19 protein-coding genes and 3 pseudogenes are annotated in these 17,377 nt (G+C 67.3%); 5 read left to right on the top strand and 17 right to left on the bottom strand.

The window, feature by feature from the left end; genetic code table 11:
- Window positions 1-8: 8 nt before the first annotated feature.
- The 8 genes and pseudogenes from ACFWM2_RS06960 to ACFWM2_RS06995 all read right to left on the bottom strand — a co-directional run bounded on the left by ACFWM2_RS06960 (window position 9) and on the right by ACFWM2_RS06995 (window position 6,041).
- Complete coding sequence (locus tag ACFWM2_RS06960; protein ID WP_383273785.1) at window positions 9-899, bottom strand: hypothetical protein; 891 nt, start codon at window positions 897-899, stop codon at window positions 9-11.
- A gap of 179 nt (window positions 900-1,078) precedes the next feature.
- The gene (locus ACFWM2_RS06965) at window positions 1,079-1,912 is read right to left on the bottom strand and encodes an SDR family NAD(P)-dependent oxidoreductase (protein WP_383273787.1); all 834 of its coding nucleotides are present in this window, start codon (window positions 1,910-1,912) and stop codon (window positions 1,079-1,081) included.
- Window positions 1,909-2,541: a TetR/AcrR family transcriptional regulator gene (locus ACFWM2_RS06970; RefSeq protein WP_383273789.1), complete on the bottom strand. Its 633-nt coding sequence runs from the start codon at window positions 2,539-2,541 to the stop codon at window positions 1,909-1,911. Before ACFWM2_RS06970 ends, ACFWM2_RS06965 begins: the two co-directional genes overlap by 4 nt.
- A 136-nt stretch (window positions 2,542-2,677) precedes the next feature.
- Window positions 2,678-2,931 (bottom strand): annotated as a pseudogene (locus ACFWM2_RS06975) (DUF6207 family protein).
- 55 nt (window positions 2,932-2,986) lie between these two features.
- Window positions 2,987-3,667, bottom strand: coding sequence for an adenylate kinase (locus ACFWM2_RS06980; RefSeq protein WP_383273791.1), 681 nt, complete (start codon window positions 3,665-3,667; stop codon window positions 2,987-2,989).
- A 323-nt stretch (window positions 3,668-3,990) separates the two neighbouring features.
- Window positions 3,991-4,527 (bottom strand): MFS transporter, encoded by a 537-nt coding sequence (locus ACFWM2_RS06985; protein ID WP_383273793.1) that lies wholly within the window; start codon window positions 4,525-4,527, stop codon window positions 3,991-3,993.
- A 148-nt stretch (window positions 4,528-4,675) separates the two neighbouring features.
- A pseudogene (locus ACFWM2_RS06990) lies at window positions 4,676-5,225 on the bottom strand (ISL3 family transposase); the annotation flags it as partial.
- Between the two features lie 168 nt (window positions 5,226-5,393).
- A complete protein-coding gene (locus tag ACFWM2_RS06995; protein WP_383273795.1) occupies window positions 5,394-6,041 on the bottom strand; it encodes an FMN-dependent NADH-azoreductase in 648 nt (215 codons plus the stop codon).
- Window positions 6,042-6,192: 151 nt separating this feature from the next.
- Here ACFWM2_RS06995 and ACFWM2_RS07000 point away from each other — a divergent pair, with 151 nt between their 5' ends.
- On the top strand, window positions 6,193-6,606 hold the full coding sequence (locus ACFWM2_RS07000; RefSeq protein WP_383273797.1) for a winged helix-turn-helix transcriptional regulator: 414 nt from the start codon (window positions 6,193-6,195) through the stop codon (window positions 6,604-6,606).
- A gap of 24 nt (window positions 6,607-6,630) precedes the next feature.
- On the opposite strand, the gene ACFWM2_RS07005 is transcribed toward ACFWM2_RS07000, so the two are convergent.
- Both ACFWM2_RS07005 and ACFWM2_RS07010 read right to left on the bottom strand, forming a co-directional pair.
- Window positions 6,631-6,795: a hypothetical protein gene (locus tag ACFWM2_RS07005; protein WP_383273799.1), complete on the bottom strand. Its 165-nt coding sequence runs from the start codon at window positions 6,793-6,795 to the stop codon at window positions 6,631-6,633.
- Window positions 6,792-7,475, bottom strand: a complete 684-nt coding sequence (locus ACFWM2_RS07010; protein ID WP_383273801.1) for a DsbA family oxidoreductase — start codon at window positions 7,473-7,475, stop codon at window positions 6,792-6,794. The genes ACFWM2_RS07005 and ACFWM2_RS07010 overlap by 4 nt, the downstream gene beginning before the upstream one ends.
- Window positions 7,476-7,632: 157 nt before the next feature.
- Here ACFWM2_RS07010 and ACFWM2_RS07015 point away from each other — a divergent pair, with 157 nt between their 5' ends.
- Complete coding sequence (locus tag ACFWM2_RS07015; protein ID WP_383273803.1) at window positions 7,633-7,818, top strand: hypothetical protein; 186 nt, start codon at window positions 7,633-7,635, stop codon at window positions 7,816-7,818.
- An 82-nt stretch (window positions 7,819-7,900) separates the two neighbouring features.
- A complete protein-coding gene (locus ACFWM2_RS07020; RefSeq protein WP_383273805.1) occupies window positions 7,901-8,416 on the top strand; it encodes an SMI1/KNR4 family protein in 516 nt (171 codons plus the stop codon).
- On the opposite strand, the pseudogene istB reads toward ACFWM2_RS07020, so the two are convergent.
- Window positions 8,404-9,142: pseudogene (gene istB, locus ACFWM2_RS07025) on the bottom strand (IS21-like element helper ATPase IstB). The gene ACFWM2_RS07020 and the pseudogene istB overlap by 13 nt on opposite strands.
- A gap of 65 nt (window positions 9,143-9,207) precedes the next feature.
- Window positions 9,208-10,359 carry a hypothetical protein gene (locus ACFWM2_RS07030; RefSeq protein ID WP_383273807.1) on the bottom strand — a complete coding sequence of 384 codons (1,152 nt, stop codon included), beginning with the start codon at window positions 10,357-10,359 and terminating at the stop codon, window positions 9,208-9,210.
- 113 nt (window positions 10,360-10,472) lie between these two features.
- Here ACFWM2_RS07030 and ACFWM2_RS07035 point away from each other — a divergent pair, with 113 nt between their 5' ends.
- Window positions 10,473-10,976 carry a hypothetical protein gene (locus ACFWM2_RS07035; RefSeq protein WP_383274234.1) on the top strand — a complete coding sequence of 168 codons (504 nt, stop codon included), beginning with the start codon at window positions 10,473-10,475 and terminating at the stop codon, window positions 10,974-10,976.
- Window positions 10,977-11,083: 107 nt separating this feature from the next.
- Window positions 11,084-11,410: a hypothetical protein gene (locus tag ACFWM2_RS07040; RefSeq protein WP_383273809.1), complete on the top strand. Its 327-nt coding sequence runs from the start codon at window positions 11,084-11,086 to the stop codon at window positions 11,408-11,410.
- A gap of 4 nt (window positions 11,411-11,414) precedes the next feature.
- On the opposite strand, the gene ACFWM2_RS07045 is transcribed toward ACFWM2_RS07040, so the two are convergent.
- The 5 genes from ACFWM2_RS07045 to ACFWM2_RS07065 all read right to left on the bottom strand — a co-directional run bounded on the left by ACFWM2_RS07045 (window position 11,415) and on the right by ACFWM2_RS07065 (window position 16,994).
- On the bottom strand, window positions 11,415-13,763 hold the full coding sequence (locus ACFWM2_RS07045; protein WP_383273811.1) for a tyrosine-type recombinase/integrase: 2,349 nt from the start codon (window positions 13,761-13,763) through the stop codon (window positions 11,415-11,417).
- Window positions 13,763-14,995, bottom strand: a complete 1,233-nt coding sequence (locus tag ACFWM2_RS07050) for a tyrosine-type recombinase/integrase (protein ID WP_383273813.1) — start codon at window positions 14,993-14,995, stop codon at window positions 13,763-13,765. Before ACFWM2_RS07050 ends, ACFWM2_RS07045 begins: the two co-directional genes overlap by 1 nt.
- A 47-nt stretch (window positions 14,996-15,042) precedes the next feature.
- Complete coding sequence (locus ACFWM2_RS07055; protein ID WP_383273815.1) at window positions 15,043-15,402, bottom strand: hypothetical protein; 360 nt, start codon at window positions 15,400-15,402, stop codon at window positions 15,043-15,045.
- Window positions 15,353-16,621 (bottom strand): NlpC/P60 family protein, encoded by a 1,269-nt coding sequence (locus ACFWM2_RS07060; RefSeq protein ID WP_383273817.1) that lies wholly within the window; start codon window positions 16,619-16,621, stop codon window positions 15,353-15,355. Before ACFWM2_RS07060 ends, ACFWM2_RS07055 begins: the two co-directional genes overlap by 50 nt.
- Before the next feature lie 214 nt (window positions 16,622-16,835).
- Window positions 16,836-16,994, bottom strand: a complete 159-nt coding sequence (locus ACFWM2_RS07065; protein ID WP_383273819.1) for a hypothetical protein — start codon at window positions 16,992-16,994, stop codon at window positions 16,836-16,838.
- Window positions 16,995-17,377 lie beyond the last annotated feature (383 nt).

Genomic DNA, 17,377 nt, shown 5'->3' on the forward strand with positions numbered 1-17,377 from the left:
AGTCAGGATCAGCGTCCGTTCATGCGCAGCACAGTGACAGCTCTGACCGTCGTGTAGCCACGCCATTCGAGTGATGCGGCGGCCGAGTAGCTGGTGAAGTCGACTGCCCATCCGCCGTCCTGTCGCTGCCCGAGTTCCAGCCGGTCAAGGTCGTCCGACACAGCGTGGGGGTCGAGCAGGCCGCGGATCGGTCGCCCGGGCTCGGGCGCGTAGTCGAGAGGATGAAGTGTCTCGCCCTCGGCCCCGCCGACGACGGCGAGTGCCCCGTTCTTTGGGACGAACTGTCCGAGGTGGTCGAGCAGATCACTCGCCTCTGGGTGGGTGTCGACTGCGATGTCGAGGAACTGGAGCGCGAAGGAGAGGACGTACGCAAAGGGCGCTTCGTCGATCCGACGAATCGCGTCGAAGCAGTACCGTGTCGCCGTCGCAAGCCATGGATGGTCTCGTACGGCTTCATCCCAGCGCGCGGCGCGATACGCCTGCGTCGCCACCGCGGCCGTGATTTGCAGCGATGTCTCCGAGGGATCCGCTTGCACCCAAAACGGGGCGCACGCCACGGGGTCGCTGATCGGGAGCGCGAACGGCAGCCCGCCATCGGGCAGAGTCACGGAGTCGAGCCAGTCGAGGAGGGCTGCCGTGTGCGGCAAAGTTGCAGGGCCGGCGTCAGCGAGCGCTTCGAGCGCGTGCTGGGCGCCTCCCGGCTGGCTCTCCGGTGTGCGAAGGTCCGGTTCGAGTCCCCATCCGTAGCCGCCATCAAGGTTTCGGTAGGCGTCGAGTCCGTGGATGATGGCCTGCCGAGCCGCGTCGCTGTCGGTGGTGACGGCCTCAAAGCGACGCTGATCGAGAACTCGTGCGTGCGAGGCCATGAACGCTCTCGCGCGATGCTGGCTGATGCTCATACGAGAACCCTGTCATCCGTCGGCTACGTCAGGCTTGGATGAAACGGCCAGCCGAGGGGAACGTGCCTGAAGCCAGAAAGGTCGAGCGTTGATCACGAAGGGCCGTAGTCTGCGGCCCTTGGTCCTGCGAGCGTGGGGCAGGGTGGCGACCATGTCCACGGCCTCAGCTTCAGCGGCACTCAGCACAGGGGGCTCTCGGCTTTGGTGAGTTCCAGGCTCGCCTGCCACAGGCGCAGTCGGTCCTCTCTGTCGTATGCCTGGGAATGGGCGCGTGCGTCGCGGGTGCGGTCGTAGAAGCGCCCCGTGGTGCCGGCGAGTGCCGGATCGGTGACGAGCCGGCGGGTGGCGGTCACTCCTTCTTCCAGCGTGTCGATGCTGTGTCCGATCTCGGTGAGGACGATCTTGGTCGGCATGTAGGTGGCGGGGTGGAGGCTGTTGACCGTGACCTCGTCGGCGGCCAGGCGTGCGGCGAGTTCGAAGCCGGACATGATCTGGGCGAGTTTGCTCTGACCGTAGGCTCGGAGGCCGTCGTAGTCGTGCTCCAGCATCAGATTCTCGAAGTCGAGCAAATGTTGGCCGATGGAGGCGACGTTGACGATGCGGGCCGGCGCTGACGCGCGCAGCTGTGGCAGGAGTTCGAGGGTGAGCAGGAAGCCGGCGAGGTAGTTGACGGCGAAGCGCAGCTCGTAGCCGTCGGCGCTGGTGCGGCGGGTGCGGCCGTCCGGTTGTCCGCTGCCGATGCCGGCGTTGTTCACCAGTACGTCGAGTCGGTCCACCGATGCGCGAATCTCAGTGGCCATGCGGCGGACCTGGTCGAGGTCGGCGAGGTCCGCGGTCACGGTTCGGGGCCTGGATACGCCGCGGGCCGTGAACTGGTCTGTGATGCGGTCGAGTTTGGCCTGGTTGCGGCCGTGCAGGATCAGATCGGCGCCGTCGGCTGCCAGGCGTTCGGCCAGGGCCAGGCCGAGGCCGTCGGTGGCGCCGGTGATGAGGATGGTGCGGGGAAGCGTCATTGCTGGTCTCCCAGGTCGATCGCTGTGTTGGTCGGGGGTTGTGCGGCCTGCGTGAGGGTGGCCGTGATGTCCTCGACGAGGTCGTCGCCCATGGGCTCGTGCGTGGCCAGGAGGCGGTACCACAAGGTGCCGAACACGATGTCCAGGACGGTGGACGCAGCTGGACGGGGCGGCAGGTCGCCCCGTGTGCGGGCCCGATCGAGGACGACCTGGAGCGCGTCGCGCCGGCGCTGCAGAAAGGCGCTGCGGAAGAGCTGGCCGAACTCCTCGTTGATCTGGGCCTCCGCCATCAAGACGCGCAGGATGTCGGCGACGCGCTGCTGGCGGCCGAGCCGGAAGGTGTCCTCCAGGAAGGCCTGTACGTCGTCGGCATAGGAGCCGTGGTCGGCGTTCGTGACGTACAGATCGGCTTTCACCGCGAGTGCTTCGAGGAGAACGTGGGCCCTGGAGGGCCACCAGCGGTAGATCGTCTGTTTGCCGCATCCGGCGCGGTGCGCGATTCCTTCGATCGTCAAGCCCGCATAGCCGACCTCGCCGACCAGTTCGAACGCCGCGACCAGGATCGCCATCCGGCTCTCCTCGCTGCGCTTGCGTCCAGGACGGGACTCCGAAGGGGGTTGCTTATCCATGACCATGGAGCCTACCTTAATTCGAGACGCAGCGGTTCGAAATGAGGAGATGTCATGTCCCAGCGCTTGGCGAAGTCGCCCAGAATGCCCGCAGGTCGCAGGCGGCTGCGGCACCGTGGACGCAAGTTCTGGCCCGTCACTCCCCCCGTGGTGACGGGCCAGTCCTTTCGTATGCCCCGTCGGGCCGGGGGAGGACCTCGCGCAGATCGGCGTACAGGCGCAGCCGTACGCCCGGCTGACCGGGGTCATGGCAAGCTGCCTCAGCTGGCGAGGTTGCCCACAGGCTGGCGATCGCGCCCGGACGGCGAACGCCGTCTCGTCGTCGTGGGCGGCAACGTCGACGACGACCAGGCCGGGTTGGGCGACATGTGCTGCGAGGATCGGTCTCACGTACCTCGGCGGCGGTCGTCAGGGGCGGCAGCCCCGCACCTTCCCAGCGGAGGGGTCAGCAGCTTGACGCGCCAGAGGTATCGACGTGACCGTGGCCGATCGCGACCAGCGCGCGGTCCAGGACCTCCTGGACCTGGCCGAGGGCCGAGATCGTGGTCACCAGGCCCTGAGCTTGGTAGTGGTCGACGACCGGCGCCGTTTCACTGCGATAGACCTCCAGTCGCTTACGAACGGTTGTCTCGCGGTCGTCATCTCGCTGGTACAGCTCACCCCCGCAGACGTCGCAGGCTCCGTCCACTTCAGGAGGGCTGTAGTGGACGTGGAAGATGTGTTCGCGGTCCTGACGGCACAGCCGTCGTCCAGCGATCCGCCTGACCACCTGGGCCTCGGGAATCTCCAGGTCTAGCACGGCATCCAGCCTCGACTTCGAGTCAGCCAGGATGCCGTCCAGTGCCTCCGCCTGGGCAAGATTGCGGGGGAAGCCGTCCAGCAGGAATCCGCGATCGGTGTCCGGGTGCGCAAGGCGTTCTTTGATCACTTCGATTGTGACCTCGTCCGGTGCCAGAAGGCCGGCGCGTATGTACGCGCGGGCGTTCTGCCCGAGCTCGGTGCCCTGGCCGATGTGCTCTCGGAACAGGTCACCGGTGGAGATGTGCTGGATCGACAGATGCGCGGCAAGGCGCGCTGCCTGCGTGCCCTTGCCAGCTCCGGGCGGCCCGATCAGGAGGATGCGCATCGATGAGGTGTCCCTTCGTCATGCGTGGCCATCAAGCCGTCTCTGTGACACACGATCGCCGCGCACCGATGTCATTGCCCATCCGGTAGGCCACCCCCTGGCGGTGGGGATAACCGCACCATGGGGCATCGCCGCGTTGAGGTTGATGCTCCTCCAGTCTCGTTCCCTGATTGTTCGTGACAGAGCCGGGTCCAGGCCGAAACGATGAGCACCGTTCCGGTGGCCGATCAGGGTTCAGAAACACGTACTGAGGGCACGCAGACTCACCGGTGACTCCGCTTCGAAGTGGCGCGGGGACCAAAAGCCAGCCACGGACCAAACACTCAATTAATGCTCAATGGGCGTTCTGCGGATGCTCGGAAAGCTCCTGGATCACCAGACGCTTCGCGGGGCGGAACGTCGATGATCCAGATGTTGCGCTGTCGGTCGGCCATGAATGCCGAAAGTGCGAGGAGGAGTGCTCCCGCTGCGACGATGAGAGCGACCAGGAGTGCGCCGTCGACGCCTTGAGCGTCTGCGAGCCTGCCGGAGACGGCTTGTCCGGCAGCTGTTCCGAGGGGGCCGCCAGCGCACAGGATGGTCATGGCGACCGCGGCCCGTTCGGCGGGGGCGAGACGTTCGGTCAGCGCATACAAGCTGATCATGTAGGGCGCGACGGTGAAGCTCGCGACCGCCACCGCGGCGGGGAGGGACACCAGTTGGGCGCCGATGAAGAGGACCAGCATGCCCGCGCAGAGGATCGCAGCGAACGAGACGTAGCGGGCGCGCAGAGAGAACTTCTGCGGGAGCCAGGCGCAGGCGGCGCCGGCAAGGGCGCTGCCGATGCCGAACTCGGCGTAGACGAGTCCGGAAGCCGCCACGAGGACCGTCGCCGAGGCCGAGACCAGATGGCCATACTCATTTCCGCGATTAGCACCGGCGTCCCGAAAGCACTGACCGAGATCATTACCCCTGTCGAGCGACGCGACCGGCCAACCGTGGGCTTACGACGATGCACGGGCCGGACGCGAGATCGACGTAGCACTCGACGCGGACATCGACGCTCTGCGTGACCTCCTGCTCGACAAGCTTGGCGGTCGCCCCGTCGAAGCGGTGTTCGTCGTCGATCAGCACCCGCTGGCCTTCGGCGAGGACGGCGACGTTCGCTGTGTTCCAGGCGACGCCGAGGGCTTCGGCAACGCGAGCGATGGTTAGGTGCTGGACGACGATCGCTTCCAGGGCCCACCTCAGCCCGCGCCGAGACAGCTTCGCCCTGGGCTCGGCGGCGAGGGAGGTGTCTTGACGCCACACGTGGCCGCAGCTGGTGCAGCGGTAGCGACGCACCATGACCAGTAGTGTCGTTGGTCGCCCAGCCCATTGGCTCGTGGGCCAACTTGCGAGTCACGGTGTCTCGTGGGACGCCCTCGCAGCCGCATCGAAGGCAGCGCCGGTCCGGCTCGACGACTCGGCACGCGAGTACAGCACGGTCGGCTTCGAGCCGTTGACCGGTGGCTTCGAGGCCGAGTTCGTTGAGCCGGGTGAACGTGGTCAGGTCGGGATTGGCGAAGAAGTCAGACAAGTCGGATGCGCTTGGTTGGCTGCGACCTTTGAGTCACCCCGCCGCCGGCTGAACCGAGTCTGGGTCGCGCACGAGTACTCGGACGCGGTGGTCACGCTGAGCGGCCTGTTCGAGGAGGTATACGCGAGCAGATCAGTCACGAGCGGTACTCCACGGTCGATTCGGGGCTCAGGCGGCGGTCGTACCGTCGGCGATCGTGGCGGCGAGCTCGCGGGCGCAGTGGTGAGCGCTGGCCATGGATTCCTCGTGCCTCGGCAGCAGCGCGGCCAGAGCCGGGGCGTGGGGCACCATCGTCAGCTCGGGGATCACGGTGGTGACGTCGAGGCCGAGCATGTCCTCACGGCCGAGCACGGCCTCGAGAGTGGGCACGACGTAGTCCAAGCCGTGCTTGGGTGCGCCGGGACCGTAGCCGCCGCCCCGCGCCGAAATCACCACCGCTGGACGACCGGCAGCCGGCGAGGGAGCCTCGAAGTCCATGGTGCGGCCGAAGACCATGATCTGGTCCAGCCACGCCTTGAACACCGACGGCATCGTCAGGTTGTACATCGGGACGGTGAAGAGATAGGCGCTCGCGCCGAGGAACTCCTCGATCAACGCGTCCTGCATCGCGGCCGCCTCGGCCTCCTCGGGCGTGTACTGAGCGGGGGCGGTGGCGCGGGCGGTGATGCCGGCCGCGGATAGATGAGGCACGGGCGAAGTAGCCAGGTCGCGGTGAGCGACGTCGCCGCTCCAGCCCTCGAGGAAGGACTGCGCGACCTGGCGTGAGACCGAGGCCTCGCCGAGCGAGGAGGAGTCGATGTGAAGCAGGTACGACATGAGTTGGGTCCTTTCGGAGTGGTTGCGAGCGCGCTCCAGTGATCCGAGAGCGGGCGCGCACGAGGGGCTGTTGTCGTGGATTGGCGTGTGGTCGCCCCGAGGGTGTTACATACTGGTAGTGCGGTTGCACACCAGATGAGAGGTTGTCGAGATGGCGTCAGCGCGACAGATCGCAGGTCCATGCCAGACATGGCCGGAGAACAGCGCCTTCATTCGCGAGGTACTTGACCGCATCGGCGACAAGTGGACCGTGCTGATCATCAGCACCCTGAACGCCGGTCCGTTGCGCTACTCCGACTTGCAGGCGAGCATCCCGGGGATCTCTCAGCGGATGCTGACCCAGACACTCAAGCACCTCGAGCGCGATGGGCTGATCACCCGGACCGCATACCCCGAGGTCCCTCCAAGGGTGGAGTACGAGCTCACCAAGCTGGGCCGGTCGCTGATGGAAGCGGTCATCGCGATGGCCGGCTGGGCCGCCGCCCACCACCGCGAGATCGCCGCCAACCGGGCGGCCAGCGAGCTGACCGGAGTCGGCCGAAGCAAGGCCGCAGTCAGCGCGTAGACGAACCGCGGCGGCCGTGGTGGCTCACCGCTCCGCAGCGCCGGGCGCGTCGCCCGCGGCCGTCTCGTCGAGAGCCTCAGCGCCGCCTGTCTCGTCGATGGGGTCGATGTGGCAGACCCCGGTGTCGGTCTCGCACAACCCGCCGGCAGGGACCGCCACGATCTGGAGGCACCCCTTCGGCTCGCTCACGACGCACGCTCGCTCGGGACAGGCCCGGCCACCTGCTCCAGCAGCTGGCCGTAGACCGGAACCTTCTGGGCACCCGGGGCAGCGACCCGGTGGTCCAGCACAACGAACGGGACACCGGTCGCGCCCAGCTCCACACCTTCGGTCCGGTCAGCGCGTACGCGGTCGGCGTACTCACCGCTCGCGAGGATCGCGTGCACTCGCCGGCCGTCCAGCCCGACCGACTCCGCGACCCCGGCCAGGGCGTCAGGGGCGTAAGGGTTGAGGGCGCCGACGAAGAAGCCGTCCTGGACCGTCGAGAAGAACTCGAAGCCCAGCCCCTCGTCGTTGGCGTACTGCACCACGCGGTGCAGGTCGGAGGTGTTGGCACTGAGACGGTCCAGCGTGAACTCGAGGCCCTCCTTGCGGGCGATCGCCTGGATCTGCCGCTCTGCTGCCATGAAGTGGGCGGCGGTTCCGCCGTGGGCACGAATGAAGGCTTCCTCGATCGTCTCCGGCTGCTTCGGCGCGGCCGGGTTCAGCTCGAAGGACCGCATCACGACCTTGAACCGATCCGCGTCCGGGCGCTGCTCGATCGCGGTCCGGAGCCGGTGCTTAGCGACATAGCACCACGGGCAACCCAGATCGGACCAGACCTCGATGACGACCTGAGCCCCCTCGGGGTGCGTTTCCTGCTCAACCATCTTCCTTCTTCACCTCACTAGTAGTGCGTAACACCATCATGAGTGAGTAAGGGAGAGCTTACAAAAGGCACTTTCAAGTGCGTGGGCATCGCCCGATGGGTGTTCGAACGAGGTCAGTGACCAGCCGTACACGAAGCATGGATTCCGCGGTGACGCGATGTCCGTCGAGCACACGAAGTACGGAATCGGCACGGTGCTCGAAGTCCAGGGTGCGGGGCCGCGCGCCTTCGTCCTCGTGTCCTTCGGCGCAAAGAGAGACATCAAGCGGCTGCATGGCTGTGCCGGTTGTTGGGGATGTCGTTTGTCGCTGAGTTGCGATGTCACTTGGAGCCATGCGGCTTGATCGATGTCGCCGAGTTTTAGTGTCGCTCGGATGTTTGGTTGTCATCTCTGTGCGTCGGGCTCCGAGCCATACGATGCTGATCGTGACGCGCTTCGATGAGGTCAGGGCATCGTTCTGGAAACACGACGACTACGGAGTCCAGCCGCCCTTGACGGATGAGATGGTTCAAGATGCCGAACGCCTTCTCGGCATCTCGCTTCCTGCCTCGCTACTGACGCTTTTGCGGGTGCAGAACGGCGGTGCGGTGGCGGATCGCTGGAACCCGTTTCCCACTCGGGTGCCGACATCGTGGAGCGAGAACCACGTGCCGTTCGGTGACCTGATGGGGATCGGCCGACGCGAGCGGATGACATCGCTTCTGGACACGCCATATCTGGTTGAGGAGTGGGACCTTCCGGCGCCGATTGTCCTTCTCTCCGGCGACGGGCACTGCTGGGTCGCGCTCGACTACCGGGCCTGCGGCCGGCAAGGCGATCCCTCGGTCACGTGGTTCGACACCGATGCGGAAAGCGACCTCGTCCTCGCTCCGGACTTCGAGTCGTTCATCGAAGGGCTCACATCAACCGATGGGCTCGACTCGAGCGTTCAGCTGGTCTGAGGCTGCTGGCCAGGGGCCTGTCCGGCTCTGGCTTTGGTCTGGGCCAGGCGGTAGGAGTCCGTGCCGGTCTCGATGATGGCCGCGTCGAAGGTGAGCCGGTCGACGATGGCCGTGCAGAGCCTCGGATCACTGAACGTCTTCGTCCATCCGCCGAAGCTCTCGTTGGAGGCGATGGCGACGCTGTTCTTCTCCTCGCGCTCGGTCAGGACCTGGAACAGCAGCTCGGCGCCCCTGCGATCAAGCTCCAATACCCTAATTCGTCAATACAGAGGAGATCGACGCGTCCGTAGCGGGCGATCGTCTTGGTCAGCAGCCGCTCGTCCGCCGCCTCGACGAGCTCGTTCACCAGTTTCGTGGCGAGGGTGTAGCGGACGCGGTAGCCCTTCATCGCGGCCTCCGTGCCCAGCGCGATCAGCAGATGCGATTTGCCGGTGCCGGAGTCGCCGATCAGGCAGAGGGGCTGTCCCTTCCTGACCCACTCGCAGGTCGCGAGGGTGTTGATCGTGGCCGCGTCGACGTTGGGGTTGGCGTCGAAGTCGAACGCCCGCAGTGACTTCTCGCGCGGGAACGCGGCGGCCTTGATGCGCCGTTCCGAGCGGCGGCGGGCCCTATTGTCGCACTCGGCCAGCAGCAGTTCGGCGAGGAATCCCTTGTAGGACATCTGATCGCGCTTCGCCGCCTCGGCGAGGTCGGGGAACTGGCCCCGGATAGTGGGCAGCCGCGCATCCGGCATGCCTGATCGATGGCGGTGTCCGCGGCCTGTTCGGTCAGGCCGTGCTGGCGTTGGGCACTCACGTCGCTTCTCCCTCGGTGGCAGGGGCACCGCCTGGGCGGCGGTGTCGTAACAACTGGTCGTAAGGGGCCACCGAGGGCAGCGGCCGGGTGTCGGACGGCAGGTGCGCCATCCGCCAGTCGGACAGGAAGGTGACCGTCGCCCGCTGCCGCCCAGACGGCTCGGGCAAAGAGACGTGGGCGGGAGCGGAGGCCGCCAGTTCGTCGGCCTCAGCGGCCTTGCGGGCCTCCAGGGCGACCGCGTCCGCGGTCAACGCGCCGGCCCGCAGGGCCGTCGCCAGCCCGGCGACGATGTGTTCGTGGCTCATGTGACGCCCCAGCAGCAGGACCTCGATCAGGGCCTTGGTGCCGTCCTTGTCGCCGTGGGCCGCCCGGGCTGCCGCCCACCAGTCGTCATGGACCGGCGTGAACTTCCCTGCGGACTTGGCCTGTTCGAGGGCAGTGGCGCCGGGTAAGGCACCGGGCTTGCGGATCAGTGCCTCCAGATAGTGGTCCAGCTCCAGGCGCAAGCCGGCTTTCGTGCTCAGCCGCTCGTGGCGGGCGACCTCGGTGCCCTGGTCGTAGACGATGAGGTGATTGGCATGCAGCATCACCCGCACCGTCCTGCCGATCAGCCGGACCGGAACCGAGTAGCGGTTGGTCTGGACGGCGATCTGGCTGTAGCGGTCCACCCGCGGCGTGAACAGCCGCCCGGTTTCGAACAGCTCGGTCGGCAACGGCTTCAGCAACGGCGCCTCGACGGCGAAGTACTCGCCCACCGTCCTCGCCCGCGAACGGATCCTGCGGCCTTCGTCCTGAAGATCCCACCGGTCGACCATCTCGTTCAGCTCGGCCAGCGAGGCGACCTCGGGAACGGGGACGAAGTGGTTGCGCCGGAAGTACCCGATCTGCCCCTCGACACCACCCTTCTCATGGGCGCCTTCAAGTCCTGGCCTGCAGTAAAAGCTCTCAATGCCCCAGTGCGTGCGAAACGCGGTCCACCGCTCGCTCTCCTGGCGCAGCCGGGCGAACCCGAGCACCTGGGCGACCGCGGCCTTCAGGTTGTCGTAACGGACCTTGCCGCGAGGGGCACCGCCCAGCACGGACAGCGCGTGGACGTGGCCCTCGAAGAACGCTTCCTGGCCGCAGGACGCGAACACTCTTCTCTGCACTTCGGTATTCGCGGTGTGCTTCGGATTCTCTGATGGGGTGTGACCGCCGTGAGCTTCGACGGGTCCGACGAAATCGAGCTGCGGCCCACCGGGTGAGAAGGCACCATGGCATGGTGCCTGACCTGCTGTGGGATGACGTCAAGAACTTCTTCGACCCCGACTTGATGGGTTCGCTGCCGGACGTGAGTATCGATGGCACCTCCGTCGATGACTGGCAGGCGGTGCTCGACTTGGTGCGCTCGCGGGGTTGGGCGTGCGAGTACTCCGAAGACGGTGCCGTGGTGCGGCTTCCGCGGGCCGAGGTGATGTTGGCTCGGGGCGTTGAGGCCAGTGTGATGTTGAGGATCTGGCCAGTACCGGGAGTAATGGCAATCTTTCGCCCCTATGTGGCCGACTCGATCGACTTCGACGTGGACCTTCGGGAGCTCCAGGGCCAGGTGCAACTGAACGTGTTGTGCGGCTTCCTGCGGGCGATCGGACGTTCCTTGGACAAATCTGTAGTGCTCGCGCCGGAGACTGACCCCGGGCACCCGGTGCTCGGCTTCGATGTCGGGGCGGACCGTGTGGTGTTGCTGGCTGACCCGCACTTCACCTGGGAGCGGTCCCCGTCGTGCTGAACCCGGCGTCGTCCGCAGGCCGGGAGTCGGCGGGGCGGCGAACTGCATAGGCTGCAGCGGTGATCGTCCGATGCGTCAAAATCATCCAGCCCGGGACCTCGACGGTAGTGAGCGAGCATCCAGGCGTGCGGATCGGCGAGGAGTACCCGGTCCTCGAAGTGTCCGCCGCCCGGCCCCACGTCCTGTTCCGCCCTCCTGACCGCAGTGCGCGGCGAGACGAGATCGACTCCCCTGGACTGTGGGACTCGGCCATGTTCGAGATCGTGTCCGATCGGATGCCGACCTGTTGGGTCACCGCACTGAACAACGGCAGGCTGACCCTGGCACCGCAGGAGTGGCAGCGACCCGGTTTCTGGGAGGACTTCTTCGATCACCTGCCGGACGCGGTCGCCGAATATGACCGGCTCAAGGCCCAGATCATCGCGGAGGCGTGAGGACCTAACCAAGGGCAGCGACCCCGTCCTCACCTCGGCCGACCTGGGCTCGCAGACGTTCGGCCTGCTGTTTCTTGTCGGCGATGTGCCGCAGGCTCTCCTGCAGGCCGGCGACCTCGCCGAGCCACTGCATCCGCTGGGCCTCTCCCAGGCGCTGGCGGGTGTTGGTCTCGATCTCCAGCAGCCGGGGCTCCTGGGCCAGGTCCAGCCGGAGTATGGGGCACCTGACACAGGCGTTTTCATGCTGGCAAGGGGTCCCGTAGGGCCGGTCGCAGGTGCCGAGTGCGACCTTGCGCAAGCTGAAGTGGTCACGGAAGTCCCGCCACTCGGTGTCGCTGGGCTCGCGGTACTCCTCGCTGGGCCGGTGCGTTCGACGCTGGTCGACGAACTGCCGGTAGCGGCGGATCACTTCCTCGGGATAGACAGCGACGTAAGCCTGAGTGGTGTTGAGATCAAGATGACCAAGGAGCTTCGCGGCAATGTGGATCGGCAGGCCGCCGTTGACGGTCTCCGTCGAGAAGATTCTGCGGAAGTCGTGCGGCGTGAACCTCAGCGGTGTCCCGTCGACGTCGACGATGCCGGCCCGCAGTGCAAGCTCGGTGAGGAACTCGCGGATCCGGTTGGGGGAGATGACCTGCAGCCGGTGCTGGGAAGGACATTGGAACAGGTGCGGCATCGGTGGGCCGAAGACCCGCTCGTAGCCGTCGTACCGGGTCAGCAGCGGCACCCGCTCGCCCGTGCCCTTGATGCGGCGAATGATCCGGGCGAGCACCGCGACCAGGTCCGGGTCGGCGGGGATGACGCGCTCACGGTCGGTCTTGGACGGGCTGATCTGCAGCAGCGGCACCGTCTCCCCAGTCGGCGCCTGGTACTGACGCAGACTCAGGTGGGTGAGCTCCAGCAGTTCCTCGATCCTGGCCCCGGTGCGTCGCAGAACCTCGATGCTCGCCCAGGTCCAGAACGCGTTGTTCTCCTCGCATTCGGCATCGAACCGCGGCCCCGGTTCACCGACGGGGGCGAGGAACAGCGCGGTGGGACGCCAATGGCTGCCGTCCCTGCCAGTGCGTCGATACTGCGAGCCCTCAACGGTGAACTCCTCACCAGGCTTCGCGGAGCGGGCTGCCTGCAGCAGCAGCGTGGCACGTTGCAGCCGGGCCTCGGCAGCGCGGACGAGCTGCGGCAGGACGGGGACCAGGGTGCGGGTGCGCTGCTGCATCCGCGCCTGCCTGTGCCGGGTCTCCTTGATGTAGCCGCGGATGTCGGCCTCGCTGATCGGGCAGGGTGCCGCCCAGGCCGCCCAGCGGACAGGGTCCTCCATCGACCACTGCGAGAGGTCCAGGTAGAAGGAGCGGACGGCCAGGAACACAGCGTGGGCGGTGCGGCGCGGTCGCCCGTCGGGCAGGACCCGGACGCGTTGCTTCCACGCCTGGGCGACCTCGTCAGGCAGGTTGAGCGAGGAGATCGTGGGGTGGTGGCGTTGCAGGTCGCCCCAGAACAGGTCGGCCAGCAGCTGGGCGTGGTTGACCAGGGAGCCGTAGTCCAGGACGGCGGATCGCTCGGCAAGGTAGTGGACGAGCACGTCGCGGACCGCGCCGTTGGCAATCGGATGGCGGTCGATCAGCTCGGCGGGGGTGAGCTGGCCGCGGGCCTGGGCCTCACGCAAGGTCGGTGGCGAGTCCTTCAGACCGCCGACGGCATGAAGGATGTCGTAGGCGAGGGGCAGGGCCGTCACTGTGCGGCCGTTGTCGCGACGGGCCCGGGCGTAGTCGGTGAGGTCCTCCAGGTCGAAGGTCAGCAGGTCCTTGCCGGTGACGATGCTCATGCGCGTGAGCACGTTCAGGGCCTCGGTTGCGTGCCCGTCGCAGCGCTGTCCGCCGACTATCCGTCCCAGTTCGGCGAACAGCGCCGGCTGGTTGTGGCGACGGTAGGCGTCGTAGACGCCCAGGAGGCGGCTGCCGAAGAGCCAGCCGTAGGAGGGCCGGATCGCCTGCAGGACGATCAGGGTGCCGAGGCCGGTGGTGAACCGCGATCGGGTGCCCGCACTGAGCCCCTGCGGTCCCCAGCCAGAACCCAGGTCGTCGGAGCCGCTCAGCAGCCAGCGGTCCTGCCAGGTGTCGGCGGGGAATCCCTCCAGCCAGTCGAAGATGCGCGTCAGTGAGAGCTGCTGGCGCCACCGGTTGCGAACAGTCGGCTCGCTCAGCAAGGTCTCGGCCAGGAGGGCGAGTTCGTCACGAGGCACTGTCGCATGCTTGCTGCTGCCGGTCGTGCTCCTCGGTTCGGGGAGCGCGGTGTTGAGGAGGGCGGGGTCGCGTGTGCTGATGGGGGTTCGGGCGACGCGGCCGTGTCGGGTCATCAGCGGTTCCCGAATACGTCGACGAGGTCGTCGGGGTCATAGGTCCAGCCGGTCAGCGGATGCGGCGGCAGCTTGGGGCGCGTGTAGTGCCCGTGGACCTTGGCGATGACCTCGTCGATCCTGGGCCGCAGGTAGGTGCTGGTCGTGGTGATCCGCCGGTGGCGCATCACCTGCTGGGCGTCGACCAGGGTGATGGCCGGGTCCTCGATCAGGTGCAGACACAGGGTGTGTCGCAGATCGTGCAACGTGATGTTCGCCCCGATCCGGGCGTTGATCCGGTTCAGCACCGCCCGCAGAGCCGTGTAAGTAAGCGGGCGCGTCGGTCCGCGCAGGGTCCACCACACCGGCTCGTCCGGGGCGGGCCGGTGACCGTCCTGGGCCAGCTCACCGAGGTAGAGGGCCAGCCAGGCGAAGGCTTCCGGGGAGGCCGGGCATGCTTCCTTCGCCCCGCCCAGGCCCTTGGTCTGCACGTAGATCCGGCCCTCACCCGGGTGGACATCGCCGATCGTCATGCCCAGCATCTCGGCGGCCCGTGCGCCGCTGGACAAGAACATGGAGAACAGTGCCCGATTGCGGTGGCAGCCAAGCGAGGTGAACAGGTCCTCGACGACATCGTCGGGGACCGCCCGGGGCTCGCGGTCGACCTGCTTCTGCCGGTAAGCGCCTCGGCGGTGCAGCCGGAAAGGCTCCAGCGGGTTGTGATGCGCCTCCAGCCGGCGCCCGTCACGGGACTGCGGTGGCACCGGGGAGACCAGCGGACCCAGCCCGGTCTGCAGATGGTGGTCGTAGAACGCCGACAGCACCGACACCGCATGGTTGATGGTCGCCGGGGCATAGCCCGACTTCAGGTACGGCTTGCCGGTGCGCGCGTTCAGCGACCCCGGCACGGGTGCGTCCGGGTGACGCCTGTCCCGCGCCGGGTTGTGGCATGTGCGGAGCCAGAGGACGAAGTCGCGTACGTCCACGCGCTTCGCACGGCTCCATTCGACGTCCACTGCGGCGAGGAACCGGAACCAGCGCAGCAGGTCAAAGGCATAGGACCGGCAGGAAGCCGGAGTGTTGCCGCAAGCCAGCAGCTCCCGAAGAAACTCGCTTGCCGGTGTGATCGGCCGCCCGGCGCCATCGAGCACCACCCAGGGCAGCGTGGCGGCAGTGGTCGCCTCCACGCCGCCGACCCGTGTAACCACCAGGCCCGACACTTCGCGTTCGGGTATCACTACACCGTGATCCATCGCATCTCCGTCTCATCGGGCACATCCCGAACGGAGACTCCTCGCCCTCACCAAGCCGACACGTAGGACACGCCGATAGTGCGGTCAACGGGTCGGTGGACCGCCTTGCCGGAGTACGACAGCCGGAAGGAGAACAGATAGCAGCGGGTCACCACGCCGGCGAGCACGATGTGCACGTCCCCGAAGTCCACCTCTGCCTCGGTGCCCGGCAGATGGGTCTGCGGCACGAACACCTCCGACGGCCCCCGGCCCGCCTCCTGGCGGATCTCCCCGCGACGCGTGGCGATGTAGCCGCGGACCATCTGATACGAGATCCCCGTCGCCGCGTACTCGTCCAGCAGCCGGTCGAAGACCCGCTTAGCGGTGTGCCGCTGCTTCGGAGGCGCGTCCAGATCCCTGCGAAGCATCTCGTCGAGCAGCGGCTTGTAGGGATCCAGCCTGGTCGGACGCGGAGGCAGCTTCTTGCGGGGCTCGGGCCAGACCAGGTCCAGCGCCTTGCGGACCGTCTGCCATGTCACCCCGTACTTGCGCTGCAGAGCACGCATCGACATCCCGGCGCGGTGGTCCCGGCGGATCGCCGCGTACAGATCGGCCTTGGATTTCGACAGGCGCACCGGGGCCCCCAACGGGAGAAGCACAGCCATCGTCCCGCCACAAGGCCCCGGCATAGAAGACGAGGTCGCCGGGCTTCAGCGCGCCGGTGCCGAGACTTGCGGCCAGCCGCTGTCCGACGCCGGCCTGGCCGGATGCGGTGCGCGGCAAGCGGATGCCGGTCTTGGCGAACGCGTACGTGGTCAGGCCTGAGCAGTCGAAGCCCTTGATGGTTGCGCCGCTCTTGCCGCTGGGCGAGCAGCAGACCCCGTACGACTTTCCGCTCGCGTTGCCGCCGCCCCACGCGTACGGGACACCCCGCTGGGAGAGCGCGGCCTCGATGACGGTGCGGACCTTCCCCGACACGTTCTTCAGGTCCGGGTCCTTGGCGGCCGCCGTGTACTGGTCGATCCACCCGAACACGTTGGCGACGTACTCATTGGAGTGGTTGTACTGCAGGATCGCGGCCTTGAGTTGGGAACGCTTCGTCAGGTCACGGCCATTGCCGCACAGGTAGATCGCGGCGCCGAGCGCGGCGTCGTCGGCGTTGTGCGGGTCGGCGACCTTGTCTACGTTGGCATCCTCCCCGACGCCCTCCCAGGTGGAGGGCAGGAACTGGAAGGGGCCCACGGCGCGCTCCCCGTTCGAGGTGCCGTCCCATTTGCCGCCGTCGGTGTCCGGGAAGGTGCTGGTGTTGCCCCCGGCCCCGGAACCGTTGAGGAGCACCCCATAGATCTTGGGGCGGATGTCACCGTTACTGGCGATGTTCCGGCCCACGGCATGGTTGGACTCGACCTTGGCGATCCCGGCGAGGACCGGCCAGCGCATGCCCTGGCACTTCGGCACATGCTTGCCGACCTGTTGGACGGCCTTCTTGTAGGCGCTCAGCATCCGTGGCGGGATGTCCGCGGCACTGCCGCCCTCGGCGATCCCTCCGTCGTCCTGTGCACCTGCCTTCAGCGCGACGTACGCGCTGATCGCGTTCCCGACCGGTGCGGCACAGCACACCGCGGCGAACATCAACAGCACCACCACACACCCCCACCGCGCCATCCGGCGCCGGGCCGGCCTCACTCGTCCTCACCGTCCTGCGGCTGCTGGGCCTGCTCCCGGTGCTCGCGCCCGTCGTCGAGCGAACTGCCCAGCCGCCCCGCGGTGCCTGAGGTTTACTCCGCATCGGGCTGCACGAGAACGGGACACAGGGTGGCGCAGGCCGGCGTCAAGCCCGCAGCGGCAGGGGCGGATTGGGTCACAGGATGCGAACGTTGGCGCCGTACCCAGGGCCCAGTTCGAGGACGTCCTCGCCGAGTTCCACACCGTCGAGTGCCCAGGGCAGGATCTGCCGCTCCATGAACCGCGCCGATCTCAGCGAACTGCACAACGCGCGGTGTGCCTTGTTCATTGGCATGCGCCAACGCCAACTCCGGGCGCACCGCCGCCCGCTGACATCGGCGTGCCAGCGTGATGTCAGGACCCTGCCCTATGTTCCAGCTGGCCCGGCACCTCGACGCCGGGCTCATCCGACGGGCCCATCGCGTCACCTCGCGATGGGGCTCGACATCGGGACCGTCGCCAAACTGGCCGAGCGGGTCGCGTGTGTCGACGGCGCCCCCGAGGACCGTCCGGATGTGCTCGGCTACGGGCGTATGACGAGCCCATGGTCATCACCCACACCTCGGGCACCACCAGTGTGCCCAAACTGGTGCTGCACTCGGGGCCATCCGGGTCTCCCATGGCGAGCGATCTTGACCGTTTGCCAAAAGGCCAACTCCGTCACCGAATGCCTCGACC

The organism is Streptomyces sp. NPDC058371 (assembly GCF_042723265.1).
GTDB lineage: Bacteria > Actinomycetota > Actinomycetes > Streptomycetales > Streptomycetaceae > Streptomyces.